Source organism: Haloferax gibbonsii ATCC 33959, assembly GCF_000336775.1.
Lineage (GTDB): Archaea > Halobacteriota > Halobacteria > Halobacteriales > Haloferacaceae > Haloferax > Haloferax gibbonsii.
The window spans coordinates 35007-53996 of the sequence record NZ_AOLJ01000014.1 but is presented as its reverse complement, the minus strand read 5'-3'; the positions used below and the strand labels follow the sequence as shown (position 1 = coordinate 53996).

Annotated in this window: 20 protein-coding genes; 14 read left to right on the top strand and 6 right to left on the bottom strand. The window is 67.8% G+C overall.

The window, feature by feature from the left end; genetic code table 11:
* Nucleotides 1-278: 278 nt before the first annotated feature.
* The 3 genes from purF to C454_RS08660 all read right to left on the bottom strand — a co-directional run bounded on the left by purF (nt 279) and on the right by C454_RS08660 (nt 2568).
* Complete coding sequence (gene purF / locus C454_RS08665; RefSeq protein WP_004974620.1) at nt 279-1760, bottom strand: amidophosphoribosyltransferase; 1482 nt, start codon at nt 1758-1760, stop codon at nt 279-281.
* Between the two features lie 404 nt (nt 1761-2164).
* Nucleotides 2165-2341, bottom strand: a complete 177-nt coding sequence (locus C454_RS19795; protein WP_004042936.1) for a 50S ribosomal protein L37e — start codon at nt 2339-2341, stop codon at nt 2165-2167.
* Entirely contained in the window at nt 2338-2568 is a 231-nt protein-coding gene (locus C454_RS08660; protein WP_004042938.1) for an LSM domain-containing protein, read from the bottom strand. Before C454_RS08660 ends, C454_RS19795 begins: the two co-directional genes overlap by 4 nt.
* Before the next feature lie 380 nt (nt 2569-2948).
* Here C454_RS08660 and C454_RS08655 point away from each other — a divergent pair, with 380 nt between their 5' ends.
* The 4 genes from C454_RS08655 (at nt 2949) to C454_RS08640 (ending at nt 7969) form a co-directional block, all read left to right on the top strand.
* On the top strand, nt 2949-4301 hold the full coding sequence (locus tag C454_RS08655) for a ribonuclease J (protein WP_004974618.1): 1353 nt from the start codon (nt 2949-2951) through the stop codon (nt 4299-4301).
* Entirely contained in the window at nt 4301-5347 is a 1047-nt protein-coding gene (idsA3, locus tag C454_RS08650) for a geranylfarnesyl diphosphate synthase (protein ID WP_004974617.1), read from the top strand. The genes C454_RS08655 and idsA3 overlap by 1 nt, the downstream gene beginning before the upstream one ends.
* Nucleotides 5348-5530: 183 nt before the next feature.
* Nucleotides 5531-7243: a glutamate--tRNA ligase gene (locus tag C454_RS08645; RefSeq protein ID WP_004974615.1), complete on the top strand. Its 1713-nt coding sequence runs from the start codon at nt 5531-5533 to the stop codon at nt 7241-7243.
* Nucleotides 7244-7309: 66 nt separating this feature from the next.
* Nucleotides 7310-7969 (top strand): cyclase family protein, encoded by a 660-nt coding sequence (locus C454_RS08640; protein WP_004974614.1) that lies wholly within the window; start codon nt 7310-7312, stop codon nt 7967-7969.
* A gap of 28 nt (nt 7970-7997) precedes the next feature.
* Here the strand turns inward: C454_RS08640 and C454_RS08635 are convergent, their stop codons facing one another.
* Nucleotides 7998-8477: a DUF456 domain-containing protein gene (locus tag C454_RS08635; protein WP_004974612.1), complete on the bottom strand. Its 480-nt coding sequence runs from the start codon at nt 8475-8477 to the stop codon at nt 7998-8000.
* 169 nt (nt 8478-8646) lie between these two features.
* On the opposite strand from C454_RS08635, the gene C454_RS08630 reads away from it, so the two are divergent.
* The 6 genes from C454_RS08630 to C454_RS08605 all read left to right on the top strand — a co-directional run bounded on the left by C454_RS08630 (nt 8647) and on the right by C454_RS08605 (nt 14665).
* A complete protein-coding gene (locus C454_RS08630; protein ID WP_004974610.1) occupies nt 8647-8976 on the top strand; it encodes a 4Fe-4S dicluster domain-containing protein in 330 nt (109 codons plus the stop codon).
* 130 nt (nt 8977-9106) lie between these two features.
* Complete coding sequence (locus C454_RS08625; RefSeq protein WP_049905054.1) at nt 9107-9988, top strand: electron transfer flavoprotein subunit beta/FixA family protein; 882 nt, start codon at nt 9107-9109, stop codon at nt 9986-9988.
* A 2-nt stretch (nt 9989-9990) separates the two neighbouring features.
* Complete coding sequence (locus C454_RS08620; RefSeq protein WP_004974606.1) at nt 9991-11718, top strand: electron transfer flavoprotein subunit alpha/FixB family protein; 1728 nt, start codon at nt 9991-9993, stop codon at nt 11716-11718.
* Complete coding sequence (locus C454_RS08615) at nt 11715-13379, top strand: FAD-dependent monooxygenase (protein ID WP_004974604.1); 1665 nt, start codon at nt 11715-11717, stop codon at nt 13377-13379. The genes C454_RS08620 and C454_RS08615 overlap by 4 nt, the downstream gene beginning before the upstream one ends.
* A gap of 13 nt (nt 13380-13392) precedes the next feature.
* On the top strand, nt 13393-13833 hold the full coding sequence (locus C454_RS08610; protein ID WP_004974598.1) for a hypothetical protein: 441 nt from the start codon (nt 13393-13395) through the stop codon (nt 13831-13833).
* Nucleotides 13834-13930: 97 nt separating this feature from the next.
* On the top strand, nt 13931-14665 hold the full coding sequence (locus C454_RS08605) for a GNAT family N-acetyltransferase (RefSeq protein ID WP_004974597.1): 735 nt from the start codon (nt 13931-13933) through the stop codon (nt 14663-14665).
* 100 nt (nt 14666-14765) lie between these two features.
* Here the strand turns inward: C454_RS08605 and C454_RS20720 are convergent, their stop codons facing one another.
* Both C454_RS20720 and tmcA read right to left on the bottom strand, forming a co-directional pair.
* A complete protein-coding gene (locus C454_RS20720; RefSeq protein ID WP_004974596.1) occupies nt 14766-14930 on the bottom strand; it encodes a hypothetical protein in 165 nt (54 codons plus the stop codon).
* Nucleotides 14931-15029: 99 nt separating this feature from the next.
* A complete protein-coding gene (gene tmcA, locus C454_RS08600; RefSeq protein ID WP_004974595.1) occupies nt 15030-17318 on the bottom strand; it encodes a tRNA(Met) cytidine acetyltransferase TmcA in 2289 nt (762 codons plus the stop codon).
* Nucleotides 17319-17692: 374 nt separating this feature from the next.
* Here tmcA and rpl7ae point away from each other — a divergent pair, with 374 nt between their 5' ends.
* From rpl7ae to ndk, 4 genes are read left to right on the top strand one after another with little or no spacing between them, the layout of a single operon-like run.
* Nucleotides 17693-18055 carry a 50S ribosomal protein L7Ae gene (gene rpl7ae, locus C454_RS08595; protein ID WP_004042964.1) on the top strand — a complete coding sequence of 121 codons (363 nt, stop codon included), beginning with the start codon at nt 17693-17695 and terminating at the stop codon, nt 18053-18055.
* A 6-nt stretch (nt 18056-18061) separates the two neighbouring features.
* Complete coding sequence (locus C454_RS08590; protein WP_004042966.1) at nt 18062-18286, top strand: 30S ribosomal protein S28e; 225 nt, start codon at nt 18062-18064, stop codon at nt 18284-18286.
* 2 nt (nt 18287-18288) lie between these two features.
* Entirely contained in the window at nt 18289-18489 is a 201-nt protein-coding gene (locus tag C454_RS08585; protein ID WP_004974594.1) for a 50S ribosomal protein L24e, read from the top strand.
* Complete coding sequence (ndk, locus tag C454_RS08580) at nt 18489-18953, top strand: nucleoside-diphosphate kinase (protein WP_004974592.1); 465 nt, start codon at nt 18489-18491, stop codon at nt 18951-18953. Before C454_RS08585 ends, ndk begins: the two co-directional genes overlap by 1 nt.
* The last annotated feature ends 37 nt before the right edge of the window (nt 18954-18990 follow it).

Here is an 18990-nt window from a genome sequence, read left to right as displayed (position 1 = left end):
ATTCGGACGGGCGGTAGTACGTGGTGCGACCGGCAGGTCACAGAGACGGGATGTGCGGGCCCTCCCGCGGCGCTCCACCACCCCGTCGATTCGCACTCCGTACTCCGCTCGCAACCCGGTCCTCGGCGAGTCGGAGTACGGTTCGAACAACGGGTGCGAGAGACAAGAAAGACCGCGTTGATTATGCTATCGAGGCTCCCGGTGACTGTCAGACGGAGCGATAGGTTGGGCGTGGGGGGACGAACGGGAGCGGAACCGGCGGGGTCCGGAACCGGAACTCAGTCGCTCAGCGGCGCTTCGGCACCGACGACTGGTCGGCTCACGTCGCGGTCGGTCTCCTCGCCGTCGATGTCGTACGGGTACTCGCCGGTGACACAGCCGAGACAGAGGTCGGCGCGGGACTTTTCGAGCACTTCGGCGACGGCGTCGATAGAGAGGTAGCCGAGACTGTCGGCGTCGATGGTGTCGCGGACCTCCTCGACCGACTTGTCCGAGGCGATGAGTTCCTCGCGGGTGGCCATGTTGATGCCCATGTAACAGGGCGCGACGATGGGCGGCGCGCCGATGCGCATGTGGACCTCGGTCGCGCCGGCGTCGTACAGCAGTTGGACGAGCTGATTCGAGGTCGTCCCGCGGACGATGCTGTCGTCGATGAGCGTCACGGACTTGCCCTCGACGGTGCTCTTGATGGGGTTGAGCTTGAGGCGGACGGCGCGCTCGCGCTCGTCTTGAGTCGGCATGATGAACGTCCGGCCGACGTAGCGGTTCTTCATCAGTCCCTCGGCGAACTCGACGGTCGCGTCGTCCTCTTGGGCGGCCTCCGCGTAGCCGGAGGCGAACGCGCGGCCCGAGTCGGGAACGGGCATGACCACGTCGGTGTCGACGCCGTTTTCGTCCCAGAGCTTCCGGCCGAGCCCGCGGCGGACCTCGTAGACGAGCGTGTCGTTCATCACGGAGTCCGGGCGGGCGAAGTAGATGTGTTCGAAAAAGCAGTGGGCCGTGTTGTCGCGTTCGACCAGTTGATACGAGTCGAAGCCGCTTCCGTCGGGGTCGAGGACGACGAGTTCGCCCGGTTTCACGTCGCGGACGAGTTCGCCGTCGAGCGTGTCGATGGCGGCCGACTCGGAGGCGAGCACGTAGCCGTCGTCGAGTTTGCCGATACAGAGCGGACGGTTCCCTTCGGGGTCACGCACGCCGAGGACCGTCTCGTCGTGCATGATGGTGAGCGCGTACGAGCCGTGGATGCGCTCCATAGTCCGCTTGACGGCGCGGACGAGGTCCTCTTCGAGGAGATTGCGCGCGAGGTCGTGGGCGATGACCTCGGTGTCGCCCGTGGAGGTGAAGGCGTGACCGAAGTTCTCCAGTTCGTCGCGGAGTTCGTCGGCGTTGACGAGGTTGCCGTTGTGCGCGAGCCCGAGCGACCCCGACTTGAACGAGACGGCGAACGGCTGGGCGCACGACTTCGACACGTCGCCGGCGGTGGGGTAGCGGACGTGGCCGATGCCCGCCTCACCTTTCAGGCCGTCGAGGTCGTCGGCGCCGAACGCGTCGCCGACGAGCCCCATCTGGACGTGACTGTGCTGTTGGAACCCGTCGTGGGTGACGATGCCTGCGGACTCTTGGCCCCGGTGCTGGAGGGCGTACAGCGAGTAGTACAGGGGTCGTGCGGCGTCTCGACCGCCGAGTGCGACGCCGACGACACCGCACTTCTCCGTCGGTCCGCCGATGTGGTGGTGGGAGTCGTCCCGCCCAGATACCATGGAAGACGATAGAGAGTCGAGGGGGTAAAAAACCCGTCCTTATGCAGTAACGACGGGTTCAGTAACCGGCAAATATGCATAGAAGTGCATATCTCGTGCGCGGTGGTGACCGCTCGGTGGGGCGGGGATTCGACGAGGAGTCGGACGATGCGGCGCACGGACGGCGAGGGCTGAGAACGGAGGTAAACCGAACCAGTCGAGGGCGGTGACGAGATGAAGTGACAGTTCGGGGAACCGGAGCACACGAGGAAGGAACTCGGGCGTGACGGGCGGAGAGCGACGCCGTACTCGGTGCTAGCGAGTGTCACGGGCGCGGGGACAAACCGGGAGTCAGGAACGCGGGTTCGTTCTCGCCGCAGACGGCGAGAGAGAAGACAGAGACGGTCAGAGACCGTCGAGAGTCGTTAGTTGTCGCCGGACTTCGACTGCCAGGCGTAGCTCCGACGCTTCTTCGACTTACCGAAGCCGCAAGACGAGCAGACCTTCTTCTTCACGTGGTAGGACTTCTCGCCGCAGCGACGGCACTTGACGTGCGTCGTCTTGTTCTTCTTTCCTTGGCTAGGGGTTCCTGCACCCGTCATGCTTTGATGGTGACGACGTTATCGCCGCGTATAATGGTTGTGTCTTGGACTTGCTCGAGTTCGATATCCCCGGGCACGGTGTCTTCGTCCAGCGCTTCTTCGAGTACGACGTTCATGTGCTGGTCGTAACCAGCGAGGACGCCGAAGTACGCGTTTCCGTCCTTGAGGAGAACCGTCACCGGCTCGTCGAGTGACGCTTCGAGGACGTCGAGGGGTCGGCCGCTCATGCATCAAACCCGTCTCGTAGTTATCTTAAATGTGCCGGACCGACAGTGCGAGATGGCCGTCGAATCCGACCGTCCGGGTCGAAACCGTCGTCGAACGGAGGAAAACCCGGGTCACGTGAGACGTTCTCTCACGAGCCCGGGCGTGCGGGCGCGGTGAACCCACGTAGTTTTTAGTACCCCCGTGAGTAGAACTCAGTACCAGAAACCCGCGGGTAAGTGCGGGCGCGCCCAGTTCGACCGGTTCGGGCCGTCTCGTACGCGGGGTCATTCGACCGACGAGCTGCAAGACGCCGGGGCCGGTGGCCCCCAGACACCCGTCTTTCCGTGAGCACCTTCGCCACATCGTGGCTTTCGATGCTCGGAATATCGAGACACAAACCATGGAAATCGAAATCGCAACCATAGGCGGATACGAAGAAGTCGGCCGTCAGATGACGGCCGTCCGTGCCGGAGACGACGTCGTCGTCTTCGACATGGGTCTCAACCTGTCGCAGGTCCTCATCCACGACAACGTCGAGACCGAAAAGATGCACAGCCTCGACCTCATCGACATGGGCGCTATCCCGGACGACCGGGTCATGAGCGACCTCGAAGGAGACGTGCAGGCCATCGTCCCCACGCACGGTCACCTCGACCACATCGGTGCCATCTCCAAGCTCGCCCACCGCTACGACGCCCCCGTCGTCGCCACGCCCTTCACCATCGAACTGGTGAAACAGCAGATCGAAGGCGAGAACAAGTTCAACGTCAACAACGACCTCGTCAAGATGGAAGCCGGCGAGACGATGTCCATCGGCGACTCCGGCAACGTGGAACTCGAATTCGTCCACGTCACCCACTCCATCATCGACGCCATCAACCCGGTCGTCCACACGCCCGAGGGCGCCGTCGTCTACGGTCTCGACAAGCGCATGGACCACTCGCCGGTCCTCGAAGACCCCATCGACATGAAGCGCTTCCGCGAAATCGGTCGCGAGGGCAACGGCGTGCTCGCGTACATCGAAGACTGTACGAACGCCGGCCGGAAGGGCCGCACGCCCTCCGAGTCCGTCGCGCGCCGCCACCTCAAAGACGTGATGACCTCCGTCGAGGACTACGACGGCGGCATCGTGGCGACGACGTTCTCGTCGCACATCTCCCGGGTCTCCTCGCTCGTCGAGTTCGCCAAGGACATCGGCCGCCAGCCGGTCCTCCTCGGTCGCTCGATGGAGAAGTACTCCGGCACCGCCGAGCGCCTCGGCTTCGTCGACCTCCCCGACGACCTCGGGATGTACGGCCACCGCAAGTCCGTCGACCGCACCTTCAAGCGAATCATGAAGGAGGGCAAGGAGAACTACCTGCCCATCGTCACGGGCCACCAGGGCGAGCCGCGCGCGATGCTCACCCGCATGGGCCGCGGCGAGACGCCGTACGAGATCGACGACGGCGACAAGGTCATCTTCTCGGCGCGGGTCATCCCGGAGCCGACGAACGAGGGCCAGCGCTACCAGTCCGAGCGCCTCCTGCGCATGCAGGGCGCGCGCATCTACGACGAGATTCACGTCTCGGGCCACCTCCGCGAGGAGGGGCACTACGAGATGCTGCAGGCGCTCCAGCCCCAGCACGTCATCCCGGCTCACCAGAACCTGAAAGGCTTCGCTCCGTACGTGGACCTCGCCGAGAGTCAGGGCTACGCCCTCGGTCGCGACGTCCACGTCACGCGGAACGGAAACATGATTCAGCTGGTGGAGTGATGACTCCCGACGCGACGGAAAAGCGGGTGCTCGAGGCGATTCGCGAGCGGCGCGAACTCGTCAACGACGCGCTCGACGAGGACGTGCCGATGGCCGAGCCCGAACGGCTCTACGAGGCCTCCCGGTACCTCCTGAAAGCCGGCGGCAAGCGCCTCCGGCCGACCGTCTCACTCCTGACCGCGGAGTCCCTCGCGGACGTCGAACCGATGTCGGAGGACTACCGGGCGTTCCCGACGCTCGCGGGCGACCCCATCGACGTGATGGTCGCGGCCGTGAGCATCGAGGTCATCCAGTCGTTCACGCTCATCCACGACGACATCATGGACGACGACGACCTCCGTCGCGGCGTTCCGGCGGTCCACAAGGAGTACGACAACTCGACCGCCATCCTCGCCGGCGACACGCTGTACGCCAAGGCGTTCGAACTCCTGACGAAGACCGGCGCTGACCCCGCCGACGGTCTCGAAGCCGTCCGCCGACTCGCGACCACCTGCACGCAGATCTGCGAGGGGCAGGCGCTCGACATCGAGTTCGAGCGCCGCACCGAGGTGCTCCCCGACGAGTACCTCCAGATGGTCGAACTGAAGACGGCGGTCCTCTACGGGACCGCGGCCGCCGTTCCGGCGGTCGTCATGGGCGCGGACGACGACGTCGTCGAGGCGCTCTACCAGTACGGCATCGAGTCCGGCAGCGCGTTCCAGATTCAGGACGACGTGCTCGACCTGACGGTGCCGTCGGAGCAGCTCGGCAAACAGCGCGGCTCGGACCTCGTGGAGAACAAAGAGACCATCATCTCGCTCCACGCGCGCCAGCAGGGCATCGACGTGGACGACCTCGTCGACGCCGAGACGGCCGAGGAGCTCACCGAGGACGCCGTCGAGGCCGCCGTCGCCGAACTGAACGAGGCGGGCAGCATCGACTACGCCCGCGAGATGGCCGAAGACCTCACCGAACAGGCCAAGTCGCGGCTCGACGTCCTCCCGGACAACGAGGCCCGCGAGCTGCTCTGCGACATCGCGGACTACCTCATCACCCGCGGCTACTGAGAGCGCGACGCGCCCGCGAACCGCGGCCACGAGGATTTCTCTTCGGTCCGTCCGCCTCCCGAGCCCCGCCGCCGTAACGCATATTTGCTCTGAAGTGCTAACATCCCACGTACCCCTGCCCGCGCGAGGACCCTTCCCCGCAATCCGGGCCTGTTTTTAGGCGCGCCGCGGAAGCCAACGGTAATGGACGACGAGCTTCGAGAGCGCATCGAGCGAGAGGCCGAAAAGCACGCGCTTCTCAACGCGGTCAAACACGACAGCGACGCCGACGTGGGCGCGATTATGGGCCCGCTGATGGGCGAAAACCCCGACTTCCGACAGCACGGCGGCGAGATTCCGGGACTCATCGGTCCCGTCGTCGCCGAGGTCAACCAACTGTCGGCGGGTGAAAAGCGCGACCGACTCGAAGACCTCGCGCCCGAGGAACTCGCCGAGATGGAAGCCGAGGAGGAAGCGGACGAGTCGCTTCTCCCCGACCTCCCCAACGTCGAGGAGTACGACGAGGTCCGCATGCGCGCCGCACCGAACCCCAACGGCCCGTGGCACCTCGGCCACGCCCGCATGCCCGCGGTCATCGGGACGTACAAGGAGATGTACGACGGCTCCTTCATCGTCCGGTTCGACGACACCGACCCGGAGACGAAGCGGCCGGACCTGACGGCGTACGACGCCATCCTCGACGACATCGACTACCTCGGGTTCGAGCCCGACGACGTGATTCGCGCCTCCGACCGGGTGGAGACGTACTACGACTACGCCCGCGAACTCATCGAGATGGGCGGCGCGTACACCTGCTCGTGTTCGGGCGAGGCGTTCTCGAACCTGAAGAACGACGGGAAGCCGTGTCCGCACCGCGACAAGGACCCCGAGACGACCCGCGAGGAGTTCGAGGACATGGTCGAAGGCGAGTACAGTTCGGGCGAGATGGTCCTCCGCGTCAAGACCGACATCGAACACAAGAACCCCGCGCTGCGCGACTGGGTCGCCTTCCGCATGATAGACACGCCGCACCCCCGCGAGGAGGCGGCCGACTACCGCGCGTGGCCGATGCTCGACTTCCAGTCCGGCGTCGACGACCACCTCACGGGCGTCACCCACATCATCCGCGGCATCGACCTGCAGGACTCCGCGAAGCGCCAGCAGTTCGTCTACGACTACTTCGGCTGGGACTACCCCGAGGTCGTCCACTGGGGCCACGTGCAGGTCGACGCCTACGACGTGAAGATGTCCACGTCGAGCATCAAGGAGCTCATCGACGCGGGCGAGGTCGAAGGCTGGGACGACCCGCGCGTGCCGACCATCAAGAGCCTCCGCCGCCGCGGCATCCGCGGACAGGCCATCGTGGACGCGATGGTCGGCCTCGGCACCTCCACGTCGAACGTCGACCTCTCGATGTCCACGGTCTACGCGAACAACCGCGACCTCGTCGACGACGAGACGGACCGCTACTTCCTCGTTCGGGACGGGGAGGAGTTCGCCGTCGAGGGCGGCCCCGACAGCGCCCACCCGCCGCTCCACCCGAGTTTCGAGGAGCGCGGCACCCGCGACATCCCGGTCGGCGACAGCGTCCTCCTCGAATCGGGCGACGTGCCCGCCGAGGGCGAGCGCGTCTGGCTGAAGGGCTTCGGCGCGGTCCGCCGCGAGGGCGACTCGCTCGTCGCCACCGGCGACGACCTCGACGTGGTCCGCGAGGGCGACGTGGCCGTGATTCACTGGGCACCGACCGACGGCGTCCCGGTCCGCATGCGCACCATGGACGGCGACGTGACGGGCGTCGCTGAACCCGACTTCGGCGACGTGCCCGAGGACGAACTCGTCCAGTTCGAGCGCGTCGGCTTCGTCCGCGTGGACGACCGCGGCGACGACGAGACCGTCGTCTACTTCGCGCACAAGTGAACTGAGCGACGGACAGTCGCTCTCGACACGAACACTCGTTTTACCCACCCCCGCCTAAGGGACGGTATGACCCTCCTCGACCTCACCCGACGCGTCGAGACCGGGATGCCGACGTACCCCGGCGACCCGCCCGTCGCCGTCGAGTCGCACGCCGACTTCGAGGCCGACGGCTACCGCGTCTCGCGGCTCGAACTCGGGACGCACGCCGGAACGCACGTCGATGCGCCCGCACACACCGAACCGGACGGCGCGACGCTCGACGACTTCCCGGTCGAGGAACTCCGGTTCACCGCTCGGGTCGCCGACTGCCGAGACGCGGGCCCCCGCGGTCGAATCGGGCCGGACGCGATTCCCGAACACCTCGAACCCCGCGTGGATTTCCTCGTGTTCCGAACCGGCTGGGAGGACGAGTGGGGGACGGAGCACATGCCCGACCACCCGGCGCTCGCGCCCGAGACGGCACGGGCCTGTGCAGAACGGGGGCTCTCGGTCGGCGTCGACGCGCTCAGCCCGGACCCGACCGGCGGCGACGGCGTCCCGGCGCACCACGCGATTCTCGGGGCGGGACTGCTCGTCGTCGAGAACCTCCGCGGGTTGGACGCGCTCCCGACCGACCGGACGTTCGACCTGTACGTCATGCCGCTGCGCGTGGACGCCGACGGCGCGCCCGCTCGGGTCGTCGCCGACGCGGAGACGGGGCTGATTCGGCGTCGAGACGAGCGGTAACTCGGGAGCGAAGCGGAGTCGGCCGGCGTTAGAGCACCACGACGAGGACGAAGCCGACGAGCATCGAGAACGTCAACAGCGCCTGCACCGCCGCGGTGGCGAGGACGCCGACCGTGGCGACGAGGGCTCGCCGACCGCTCTCTTCCGCGTCTTGGTGTTCGAGGTATTCGAGGGCGAAGACCGTGCCCGCGACGCCGACGAAGATGCCGAGCGGGCCGATGAGGAACATGAGCAGGAAGCCGGCGACTCCGGCGACAATCGACGTTCGGGTCGACGCGCCGCCGAACCGCGCGGCGACCATCCCGCCGGCGTAGTCGGTGACGAGCGCGACGAGGCCGACGAGGGTGAGACCGACGAACGCGATGGGTCCGGGGTCCGAAAAGCCGGTCGATACCCAGTAGACGACCACGCCGAGCACGGAGAGGAGCGCGCCGGGGAGCAGCGGAAGTACGCTCCCGACGACGCCGAGGACCAGGAGGGCGAGCGCGACCCAGAGGAACACGTCCATACCGGGGTGGTTCGGGCCGGGGGCTATTCACCCCACCGAGTGGGCGCGTCGAGGCCGCGGCGGGAGGACGGCGGGTGTGACCGGGTTCTCACTCGCGCGCCGCGTCGCCCGGTTTCCCCCCGTTCGGGGGATAGTTTATTGCCTCTACCGAAATATGTCACTAAGAGTCATGGCTATCGACCCGCAGTTCGAGACAAACAGGGAGAAGGTCGGAGAGGAAAACGGCGTGGCCGTCTGGGGACCGGTCGACCCGCCGGAGAAACACGGCATCCACGGCACGCACGTCGCGGTGGATTTCGACATCTGCCTCGCCGACGGAGCGTGTCTGGAGGACTGCCCCGTGGACGTGTTCACCTGGGTCGACACACCGGGGCACCCGGAGTCCGACATCAAGGCCGAACCGACCCACGAAGACCAGTGCATCGACTGCATGCTCTGTGTCGACGTCTGCCCGGTCGACGCCATCGACGTCGACCCCGGGCGAGCGGGACGCATCTGAGGGAAGAAACCCCGATTTTTTGCGGGCGTGACCGCCGAGGAAGACGCCGATGAGCGGCGCGGACATTCCGCCCACCTAGTACAAAAGATTATTATGAATATGAGCTAGCATTAACTGGAGAGTGTTCTCAATGCACATGGTGGTACTTACCAAAGGCGTGCCCGACTTCCGGGAGGGCCAGGTATCGTTCGACGAGGACGGGCACCTCGAACGGGGGAAGACGCCCACAGTGATGAATCCGAACGACCGCTTCGCGCTGGAGGCGGCGCTGCAGACGCGGGTTCGACACGGCGGGCGAGTGAGCGTGATGAGCATGGGGCCGCCGGGGTACAAGGAGGTGTTACGCGAGGCGATGGAGACGGTGTACGCCGACGACCTCCACCTCGTCTCGGACCGCGAGATGGCGGCCGCCGACACGTGGGCGACGGCCATCACGCTCAGCGCGGGCATCGAAACGCTCGGCGAGCCGGACGTGGTGTTCGCCGGGTTCAAGACCGCGGACGGGGAGACGGGCCACACCGGTCCGCAGACGAACTGGTGTCTCGACATGCCGCTCGTCACGCACGTCATCTCCCTCGACATCGACGAAGCGGAGGGGACGCTGCGCGCCAAGCGACTGGTCGAAGGCGACATCGAGGAGATAGAGACCGTCGAGACGGAGCTTCCGGCGTTCGTCGTCGCGGACCCCGAGTTCGAGCCGTCGTATCGGACGGCGGGCGAGCGCCTGACGCTGAAGGACCTGCGCGAGGAGACCCGAGCGCGCGCCGAGAACTACGAGGAGCACCTGACGGTGCGGGACCACGCCGACATCAACGTCGACCCGGACTACATCGGCCTCGACGGCTCGCCGACCATCGTCTCGTCGGTCGACCCGATCCCGAAGGCCCCGGCGGAGCGGGAGGCGACGATGGTCGACCCGGAGGATACGGGTGCCATGCAGGACGTGCTGGGGGCGATGCAGTCGGCGGTCGGCGACGACGCCGGCGACGCCGCGGCCGCGGGGGGTGACTGAGCGTGACCGACTTCGACCCCGGCGACTACGAGATTTCGGAGCTCGGCCCGGCCATCAAGGACATCGACGACCTCGGCGAGTTAGAGGAGATTCTACAGGCGGAACACCGCGGACAGAACCGCGCGCCGGCCATCGCCCTCATCGAGAGCCGCATCGAGAAGTTCTCCGAGGACGACGACGAACCGGCCGACGCCGACGAGATGGACCTCGCGTCGATGAGCACCGCGGAGGTCGGAAACGCCCTCCAGAGCGTCGAGGAGGTCTCGGACCTCGAATCCCTCCTCGAACGCGAGGAGGCCGGCGAGGACCGCGACTCGGTAAAGCGGCTCATCAGAAGCCGCATCGACTCCGTGAAGGGAAGCGACGAGGAGGACACGGAAATCGAGGTGGACGACCGGCCGCCCGAGGAGCGCCACCCGGACCTCGACCACCCGACCCGGGACAAGCGGCACGTCCGGTCGCTCCACGGGGGGACCTACCGCGACATGTGGGTCTACTGCGAGACACAGGCGGGCGAACTCGTGGACGTGTCCAAGGAGATGCTCGGCAAGGCCCGCGACCTGATGGACACCTACAACGACGACTACACGACCGACGAGCGGGTCGTCGCGGTCCTCATCGGCTCCGACGTGTCGAAGCACGTCGAGGACGTCATCGCCTACGGCGCGGACGTGGTCGTCGTCCGCGAGGACGCCCGGCTCGAACGCTTCCAGCACAAGCCGTACACCGAGATATTCTGCGACATGGCCCGCGCGGGGGCGACCCACGAGAACTTCGAGGTCCGAGGCGGCCGCGACGAGCCGTGGCGCGACTACGACAAGCCGCGGTACGTGCTGTTCCCGGCGACGAACAACGGCCGGGACCTCTCGGCGCTCGTGCAGGCCGAACTCGACTCCGGTCTCGCCAGCGACTGCTCGGGGCTCTACATCACGGAGGAGGTCATCTCGAACCCCGTCAAGACCGGCGTCGCCGGCGAGAAAAAGGAGTTCCAGCGCGTCCTGCACATGAAGCGCCCGGACTTCTCCGGCTTCGAGTACTCGACCATCCTCTGTATCGACAACCCGACGCGGGAGTTCCACCCGCAGGGCGCGTCGGTCATCCCGGGGAGCTTCGACCTGCCCGAACCCGACGCCGAGCGCGAGGGCCTCGTGGTCGAACACGACGCCCCGCTCGACGACGACTGGTTCCGCGTCACCGTCACCGACTTCGACCAGCTCGACGAGGGTATCGACCTGACCGGCCACGACGTCATCGTCGCGGTCGGCCGCGGCATCGGCGACGACCCGACGAAGGGCATCGAATTCGCCTTGGACCTCGCCGGCCAGTTCGAGGACGCCGAGGTTGGCGTCACCCGCGGCATCGTCACGGGGTCGTTCAACTTCGACGGCCACGTCGAGCAGTACACCCACGAGGACAGACAGATAGGCGAGACCGGACAGGTCGTCGCGCCGAAGCTCTACGTCGCGGCGGGCATCTCCGGCGCGGTCCAACACAAGGTCGGCATGGACGAGTCCGACACCATCGTCGCCGTCAACACGGACCCCGACGCCCGCATCCGCGACTTCTCGGACTACTTCATCGAGGGCGACCTGTTCGAGGTGCTGCCGCGGCTGACGACGGCGCTCAAGGAGGGTCGGTTCGAGGCGGCGGTGGCGAGCGACGGGGGTGCCGCGCCGACCGGAACGCCGGACGATGGCGCGGCCGAAGACGACCGAGGTGAGTCACGATGAGCGACTACGAACACTACGAAGCGCTCGTCGTCGGGGCCGGACCCGGCGGCGCGGCGGCGGCCGCGACGTTCGCCAACTACGGCATCGAGACGCTCGTCCTCGAACGCGGCGTCGAGGCCGGGTCGAAGAACGTCTCGGGCGGGCTCATCTACGCCGAGGAGTCCGCGCCGTACACCATCGACGACCTCTTTCCGGGGTTCCGGGAGGCGGCCGCCGAGCGGCCCATCACGAAGTACCGCATCCACAACATCGCCGGCGACAAGGTCGAGTCGTTCGACCTCACGGACCTCCACGAACACGACACCGAGTGGTCCGACTCCGTCCTCCGGCGAAAGATGGACTCGTGGCTCGAAGACCGCGTCCACGAACGGACCCGCGAGACCGGCGGCGGCCTCCTGACGGGCGTCCACGTCAACGGCCTGCTCCGCGAGGAGGGCCGCATCGTCGGCGTCACGCTGGACGAACTCGACCCGATAACCGCCGACATCATCGTCGCGGCCGACGGGGTGAACTCCGAACTCGCCCGCGACGCGGGCCTGATGGACTGGGACGAGCCCGACGAGTGGTTCCAGGGCGTCAAGGCCGTCGTCGACATGCCGGAGGACGCCATCGCCGACCGGTTCGACGTGGCGGAAGACGAGGGCGCGGCGCACCTGTTCTCTGGCGACCTCTTCGAGGGCGTCCGGGGCGGCGGCTTCCTCTACACGAACCGCGACACGCTGTCGCTCGGGACGGTGTTCCACCTCGACAGCCTCGTCGCGGAGGAGGCCGAACCACACCAGCTCCTCGACGCCCTCCTGACCCACCCGCTGCTCGCGCAGTGGCTCGGCGACGACTACACCGAACTGGAGTACAGCGCGAAGCTCGTGCCCGACTCGAAGAAGGTCGCCCTGCGCGAACCGCACTTCGGCCGCCTGCTCCTCGTCGGCGACGCGGCCGGTCAGATGCAGGCGCAGGGACCGATAATCAAGGGCATGAACCACGCCGTCACGGCGGGCGCACTCGCGGCGGAGGCGTACGCGCAGGCCAAATCGCGCAACGAGCCCGAGAAAGCGGGGACTCGCTACGCCCGCAAGCTCCGGAGCGAGGGCGTGATGAAGAAGCTCCGGCCCCGCGGCTACGAACTGCTCCGCGGCGTGGCCGAAGACGACGGCGTGACCGACGTGGTCGACACCGTGCTCACCTCGCCGGTCGGGCGCGCCGGCATCCGCGCGCTCTCGGGGCGGCTCGAACGGCTCTACAACGTCCCGACGCTGTCGGCGCTGATGCCGGACACGCGGACGCCCTACGTCACGCTCCCGACGGTCATCGCCGAGGAGTTGGGGACGCGGGTCCGCGACCAGAGCTCGGTGACGCCGCTGGACCTCGAAGCCCGCATCGGCGGGTTGACCTACGACACCGACATCGGCAACCCGCACATCGCGCTCCGCGACGAGTCCTACGAGGCCAGCGGGGCCGCGGTTGCGGCCTGTCCCGTCTCGGCGGTCGACTTCGGCGGCGGCTGTTACCGCGAGGAAGTCGTCCGGACCAACGGCTCGGAAGAGCGCGTCGTCAGCCTCGACACCCAGCCCTGCGTCGAGTGCGGCACCTGCGCCGTCGTCGCCGACACGGAGTGGACCCACCCGCGCGGCGACAAGGGCGTCGAGTTCAAGTGGGGGTGACGGAGGTGAGACCATGAGCCGCGAGGCGACCCACTCGGAGTCCCGCGCCGTCGCCGACGGTCGCGGTGCCGAGGAGCGACATCCCGAAGACGTTCGGTTCGGGGAGCGCGCCAGAGCCCTCGCCGCCGAGGCGCGAGAGGCGCGGGAGTCGTTCGACCCGCCGCCGCCGTCCGCCGCGGACCAGCGCGCGCTCGAATGCGCCCGCGACGGCGTCGGCCCGGCGGTCTCGCTCTACGTCAGCGCGCGGACGGGCGACCGGCAGATCTCCTTCACCGGCGAGGAGTTCGAACTCCTCCACCGGGCGATGAACGACTGGCTCGACATGTACGCCCGGTGCTACGGGGTCGACCTCGACGCGGACTTCACGGTCCGCGAGGCAGCCGAGGTCCTGCTGCGGACCCACGACGTGCTCGACACCGCCCAACTGCTGACCTGCGTCCCCGAGAGGCGCTGAGGGCGGCGCACGGACCCCGATTCACCCGTCGGCTCCACCGACTGTCGTCGGGTCCGGCACGAACAACAATTATAAATCATGAGTGTGATTGTGTACCATGGAAGTAACTGACAGTCTCAACTTCGGACACAAAGACCGCAAGGACATCTACGAGTACATCGAGCGCCACGGGACCGTCCGCGAGGACGAGGTGCGGCGGGCGCTCAACTTCGAGCCAGCGGCGCTGGGGGCGCACCTGACCGTTCTGCGACGGGACGGCTACATCCGAAAGGTCGGCAACTACGTAGAGGTGGCCTACGCGCCCGGCGAGGAGGAGACGGTCGAACTCGGCGACCTCGACGTGACGATTCGGATGGCCCAGAACGTCGACTTGGAGAGCCTCGTCGACGCCATCCACGAGGTCGCCGACGAGGGCCGGTACATCGAGGCCGAGACGGTCGCCGACCTGCTGGACCACGAGGAGGTCGTCCTCCGGCACAACGACGTCAACTCCCGGATGGTGTTCGTCGCCACCGTCGGCGACGAACTCGCCGGCTGGGTCCACCTCGACCTGCCCGAGGCGGAGAAGCTGAGCCACACCGCCGTCCTGACGGTCGGCACTCGACCGGAGTTCCGCGGCCACGGCATCGGGAGCAAGCTCCTCGACCGCGGCGTCGACTGGGCTCGGGAGCGCGGCTTCGAGAAGCTCTACAACAGCGTTCCGGCGACTAACGAGGAGGCAATCGCGTTCCTCGAAGGCCACGGCTGGGAGACCGAAGCCGTCCGCGACGCCCACTACAAGATAGACGGCGACTACGTCGACGAAGTGATGATGGCCGTCACGCTCCGGTGAGCGCTGACCGGCCCCGTCTCCGACCCTGAATTTCTGCGCGCTGTCTTCTCCGGCCAGCGACGCGTCGGGGTGCCGCCGCCCCCGCTCGCGACCGGCGGCGCTACGACCAGTCGTCTTCGGCCCCGTCGAGGGGTTCGGCGACGACGCCGTCCTGCTGGACGAGCGCCCTCGCGTGGGCCGTACAGACGTCTCTGTCGGCGTCCCACGGAACGTAGAGCCTGACCGCCGCGACGTTCTCGCAGTCGGGTTCGCTACACTCGGCCATACGATGAGCGTCGGTTCCGACGACTATCGGTGTGTCGGCGAGCGAGACGGTCGGCTCGCCGCCCCCTCGCCCGCGGCACGGCTCGCGCTCACCGCGCGCTCACCGGAATCGCTCGCGTTCCTCGCGGGCCGCGTCGGTGCCGTACTCGTCCACGAGCGGTTCGTAGGCGTCGCCGAGCGCGCGCATGGCCCCCGCGGTCGAGTGGAAGTCGAGTTCGTCCGCGACGACGTCCCACGGTCGCATCTGGAAGACCTTGCGGACCAGCAGTCGCTCCTCCCGAGGCGTCAACGAGGCCCGGTCCGGGTTCGTGAGATGCGCGAGGCCGAGTCGCCGGAACGCGCCGGGCGCGGTCGTGTAGAGCCCCGGTCCGTAGGACGCGCCCACGACGACGCGCCACTCGTACTCGGAGAGGCCGGGCGAGAACGCGGCGTCGGCGCTTGGGTCGGCACCGGCGTCGACGGCGGCGAGCGCGGCCCGCGCCACGTCGGCGTCGAGGTCCGAGAGGGCGTCGCCGAGCACGTCGCCGACGCGGCCGAGGAACCACTCGGCGTGCCGGTCCCGGAGGTCGCGGCCGGCGGGCGACAGGGGGCGCATCATGAGCGCCGAGTACTCGCCGCTGGTGTCGTTTCTGGTGGTCGAGAGGTGGACCGTGCCGTAGCCGTTGTCGCGCCAGAACGAGAGGAGTTCGGGCGTCGCGCCGAAGCCGACGCCGAGGTAGTCCGCGTCGCCCGCGAACTCGTCGCGTACCTCCGAGAGGAGCCGCGAGCCGAGGCCGGACGACCGGACCGCGTGGTGGGTGGCGATGCGCATCACGCGGTAGCCGACGGGGACGCCCGCCGCTTCGTCCCGGAGTTGGCTCGTGAACACGTCGGGGAGCATGTTCCCGCGGATGCGGCCGCCGTCGTACATGTGCCGGCGGGTGTCGGCGTCGAGGCCGCCCTCGCGGGCGAGGAGCGCGACCGAGACGACTCGCCCCCCGTGGGTGAGCGCCCGGAGCGTCAGGTTCGGTGCGTCGAGAAGTCGCGCGAGGTCGTCCGGTTCGGTCCGGTAGTGCGCGAGGACGAGCAGGCCGAACGCCTCGCGGAGCAGGTGTTCGTCGGCCAGCAGGTCGTCGGGCGAAAACGCCCGGTAGGAGACGGTATCGGGCGTCGCGTCAGCGACGAGTTGGTCGACCGGCGGCCGGGCGTCGAGGAGGAGGGCGCGGAACGTCCACGACTCGACGGGGTCGCCGGCGGCGTAGCGAATCGGGTCGTCGAGGCGCGCGTCGGTCACCTCGCGGTCCGCGTCGTCGAGGCGGTCGCGGAAGCGGACGGCGAAGCCGCGGCCCGCGCCCTCGTAGCCCCGGACGGTCGTACAGAAGGCGACCGCGGGCGCGGCGAGGAACGATTCGAGGAGCCTGACGGGCAGGGCGGCCGCCTCGTCCACGACGAGCGCGTCGGCGTCGGCCGCCGCCGCGCCGGCTTCCGTCGGTGGGACGTAGCGGACGCGACCGCCGCTCTCGGCCGCGAGGTCGAAATCGTCCGCGCCGCCGCCTCGGAGCGCGCCGAGTTCGGAGAGGAGTCGCTCCGCGCGGGCGAACACCTCGGCGGCGTTTCGCTTTCCGGGCGCGGTCACGACCACGTCCGCGCCCTCCGCGGCGAGACTCCCGGCGGCGAGGCCCGCCGCGCTCGACTTCCCGCGGCCGCGGTCGGCCTCCACGACGACGGCGGTGTCCGGTTCGGCCAGCGCTTCGAGCGCGGCGAGCGCGGCGGACTGGTCGGCGGTGAGGCAGTCCTCGTAGGCGCGCCGCGGGAACCTTCGGTTCTTCTCTCTCGGTATCCGCGGCGGGGCGGCGTCGAAACTGATTCCCTGTCGGTACGCGCCGTCGCGCTCGACGGTCCCCGAATCGAGGTCGACGAGGGCGACGCCGGGGTGGTCCCGGAGCGTCGAGACGAGTCGGCCGCGGAAGCGGCCGGTCACGTCCGCGACGGAGAACGGCGGGACCGCCAATCGCTCGTCGAAGGCGTCGCAGCGGGTCGGCCACTCGTCGAGGGGTGGCGTGAGCAGGACGAGCAGGCCGCCGCCGTCGACCGCGCCGGCGACGCGGCCGAGCGCGTTCGCCGAGAAGTCCTCGTGGGCGTCGAGGACGACGAGCGTCCGGGTCGTCCCGAGGAGCGACGAGGCGCGCTTCGGTTCGACGCGGTGGAAGCGAAATCCTTCCCGCGCGGTGACGAACGTCACCTCGTCGTCGGGCACGTCGGCCCCGCGGACCGCGTCGAAGGCGGCGTCGATGCCGGCGTCCCGGTCGCCGGCGAGGACGAGGAGGCGTCGCTGGTTCGTCGCCAGCGCCTCCTCGCGACGGGCGGCGGCGAGCGCCTCGACGTCGGGGTCGTCGCCGAGTTCGGTCATGGGGGCGATACGCCGGCGCGACTATTCACATCCTTCGGTCGGGTGCGAGCGCGCTCGTCTCCCAGTCGGTTCAGCCGGCGGTTTCGGTGGCGTGTCACGCCCCGCCACGAGCGTTTCGTGTGAGCAATCGACACGCGAATCCGTGGCGCTTCGGTCGGCGAGAAATCGGGTGTTTCGCGGGTCGTGCGGACGCGTCGCACGGCGGTACGATTTTGAAAGCGCTTTTATGGGGGCCGAAGCAAAGAGTGGTTACAGCCTGTCCGGGGTTGATGAACCTCCTCGCCGTAGGGAAATCGTTGACCGGTCGCGACCGACCGACCGGTGTGATACCGGCGAGGGAGTCGAGCCCGCGAGCAGGATATAGGTGAACAACAATGGCTGTCTACGTAGACTTCGACGTACCGGCCGACCTCGCTGACAGCGCCGTCGAGGCGCTCGAGGTCGCCCGAGATACTGGTATCGTGAAGAAAGGAACCAACGAAACGACCAAGTCCATCGAGCGGGGCAACGCCCAGCTCGTCCTCATCGCGGAAGACGTCTCCCCCGAGGAGATCGTCATGCACCTGCCCGAACTCGCCGACGAGAAGGGCATTCCGTTCATCTTCGTCGAGACGCAGGACGACATCGGCCACGCCGCCGGCCTCGAAGTCGGCAGTGCCGCGGCCGCCATCGTCGACGCCGGCGACGCGTCCGACGATGTCGAGGACATCGCGACTAAGGTCGAGGACCTTCGATAACCGACTATGAGCGCGGACGAACAAGCCAGCGACTCGACGCCTGCCGAAGTCATCGAAGTCGTTGGAAAGACTGGGATGCACGGCGAGGCCATGCAGGTCAAGTGCCGCATCCGCGAAGGCTCCAACCAGGGCCGTATCATCACGCGAAACGTGCTGGGTCCCGTCCGCGAGGGCGACATCCTCCAGCTCCGCGAGACTCAGCGTGACGCCGACTCCATCGGAGGGCAGTAACAATGGTCGAAAAGCGCACGTGCGACTACAGCGGTGAGGAAATCGAGCCCGGCACGGGCACGATGTACGTCAAGACCGACGGTACCATCCTCCACTTCAAGGACTCGAAGGCCGAGAAGAACTACTTCCTCGGCCGCGAGGCCCGCGACCTCGAGTGGACGGAGGCCGGCCGCCGCGCGAGCGGCAAGTCGGAGGACAACTGATGTCCGACGCAGAGCGCACCTTCGTGATGGTCAAGCCCGACGGCGTCCAGCGCGGCCTCATCGGAGACATCGTCTCCCGCTTCGAGGACCGCGGTCTGAAGATGGTCGGCGGCAAGTTCATGCAGATCGACGAGGAGCTCGCTCACGACCACTACGGTGAGCACGAGGGCAAGCCCTTCTTCGAGGGTCTCGTCGACTTCATCACGTCCGGTCCCGTCTTCGCGATGGTCTGGGAAGGACAGGACGCGACGCGACAGGTCCGCGGCATGATGGGCGAGACGGACCCCGCAGAGTCCGCTCCCGGCACCATCCGCGGCGACTACGGTCTCGACCTCGGCCGGAACGTCATCCACGGCTCCGACCACGAGGACGAGGGCGCGAACGAGCGCGAAATCGCGCTCTTCTTCGACGAGGACGAACTCGTCGACTACGAGCGCATCGACGAGACCTGGCTCTACGAGTAAGTCTCGTCTCGCGGTTCTCACGTTTTCTGCCGAGAGG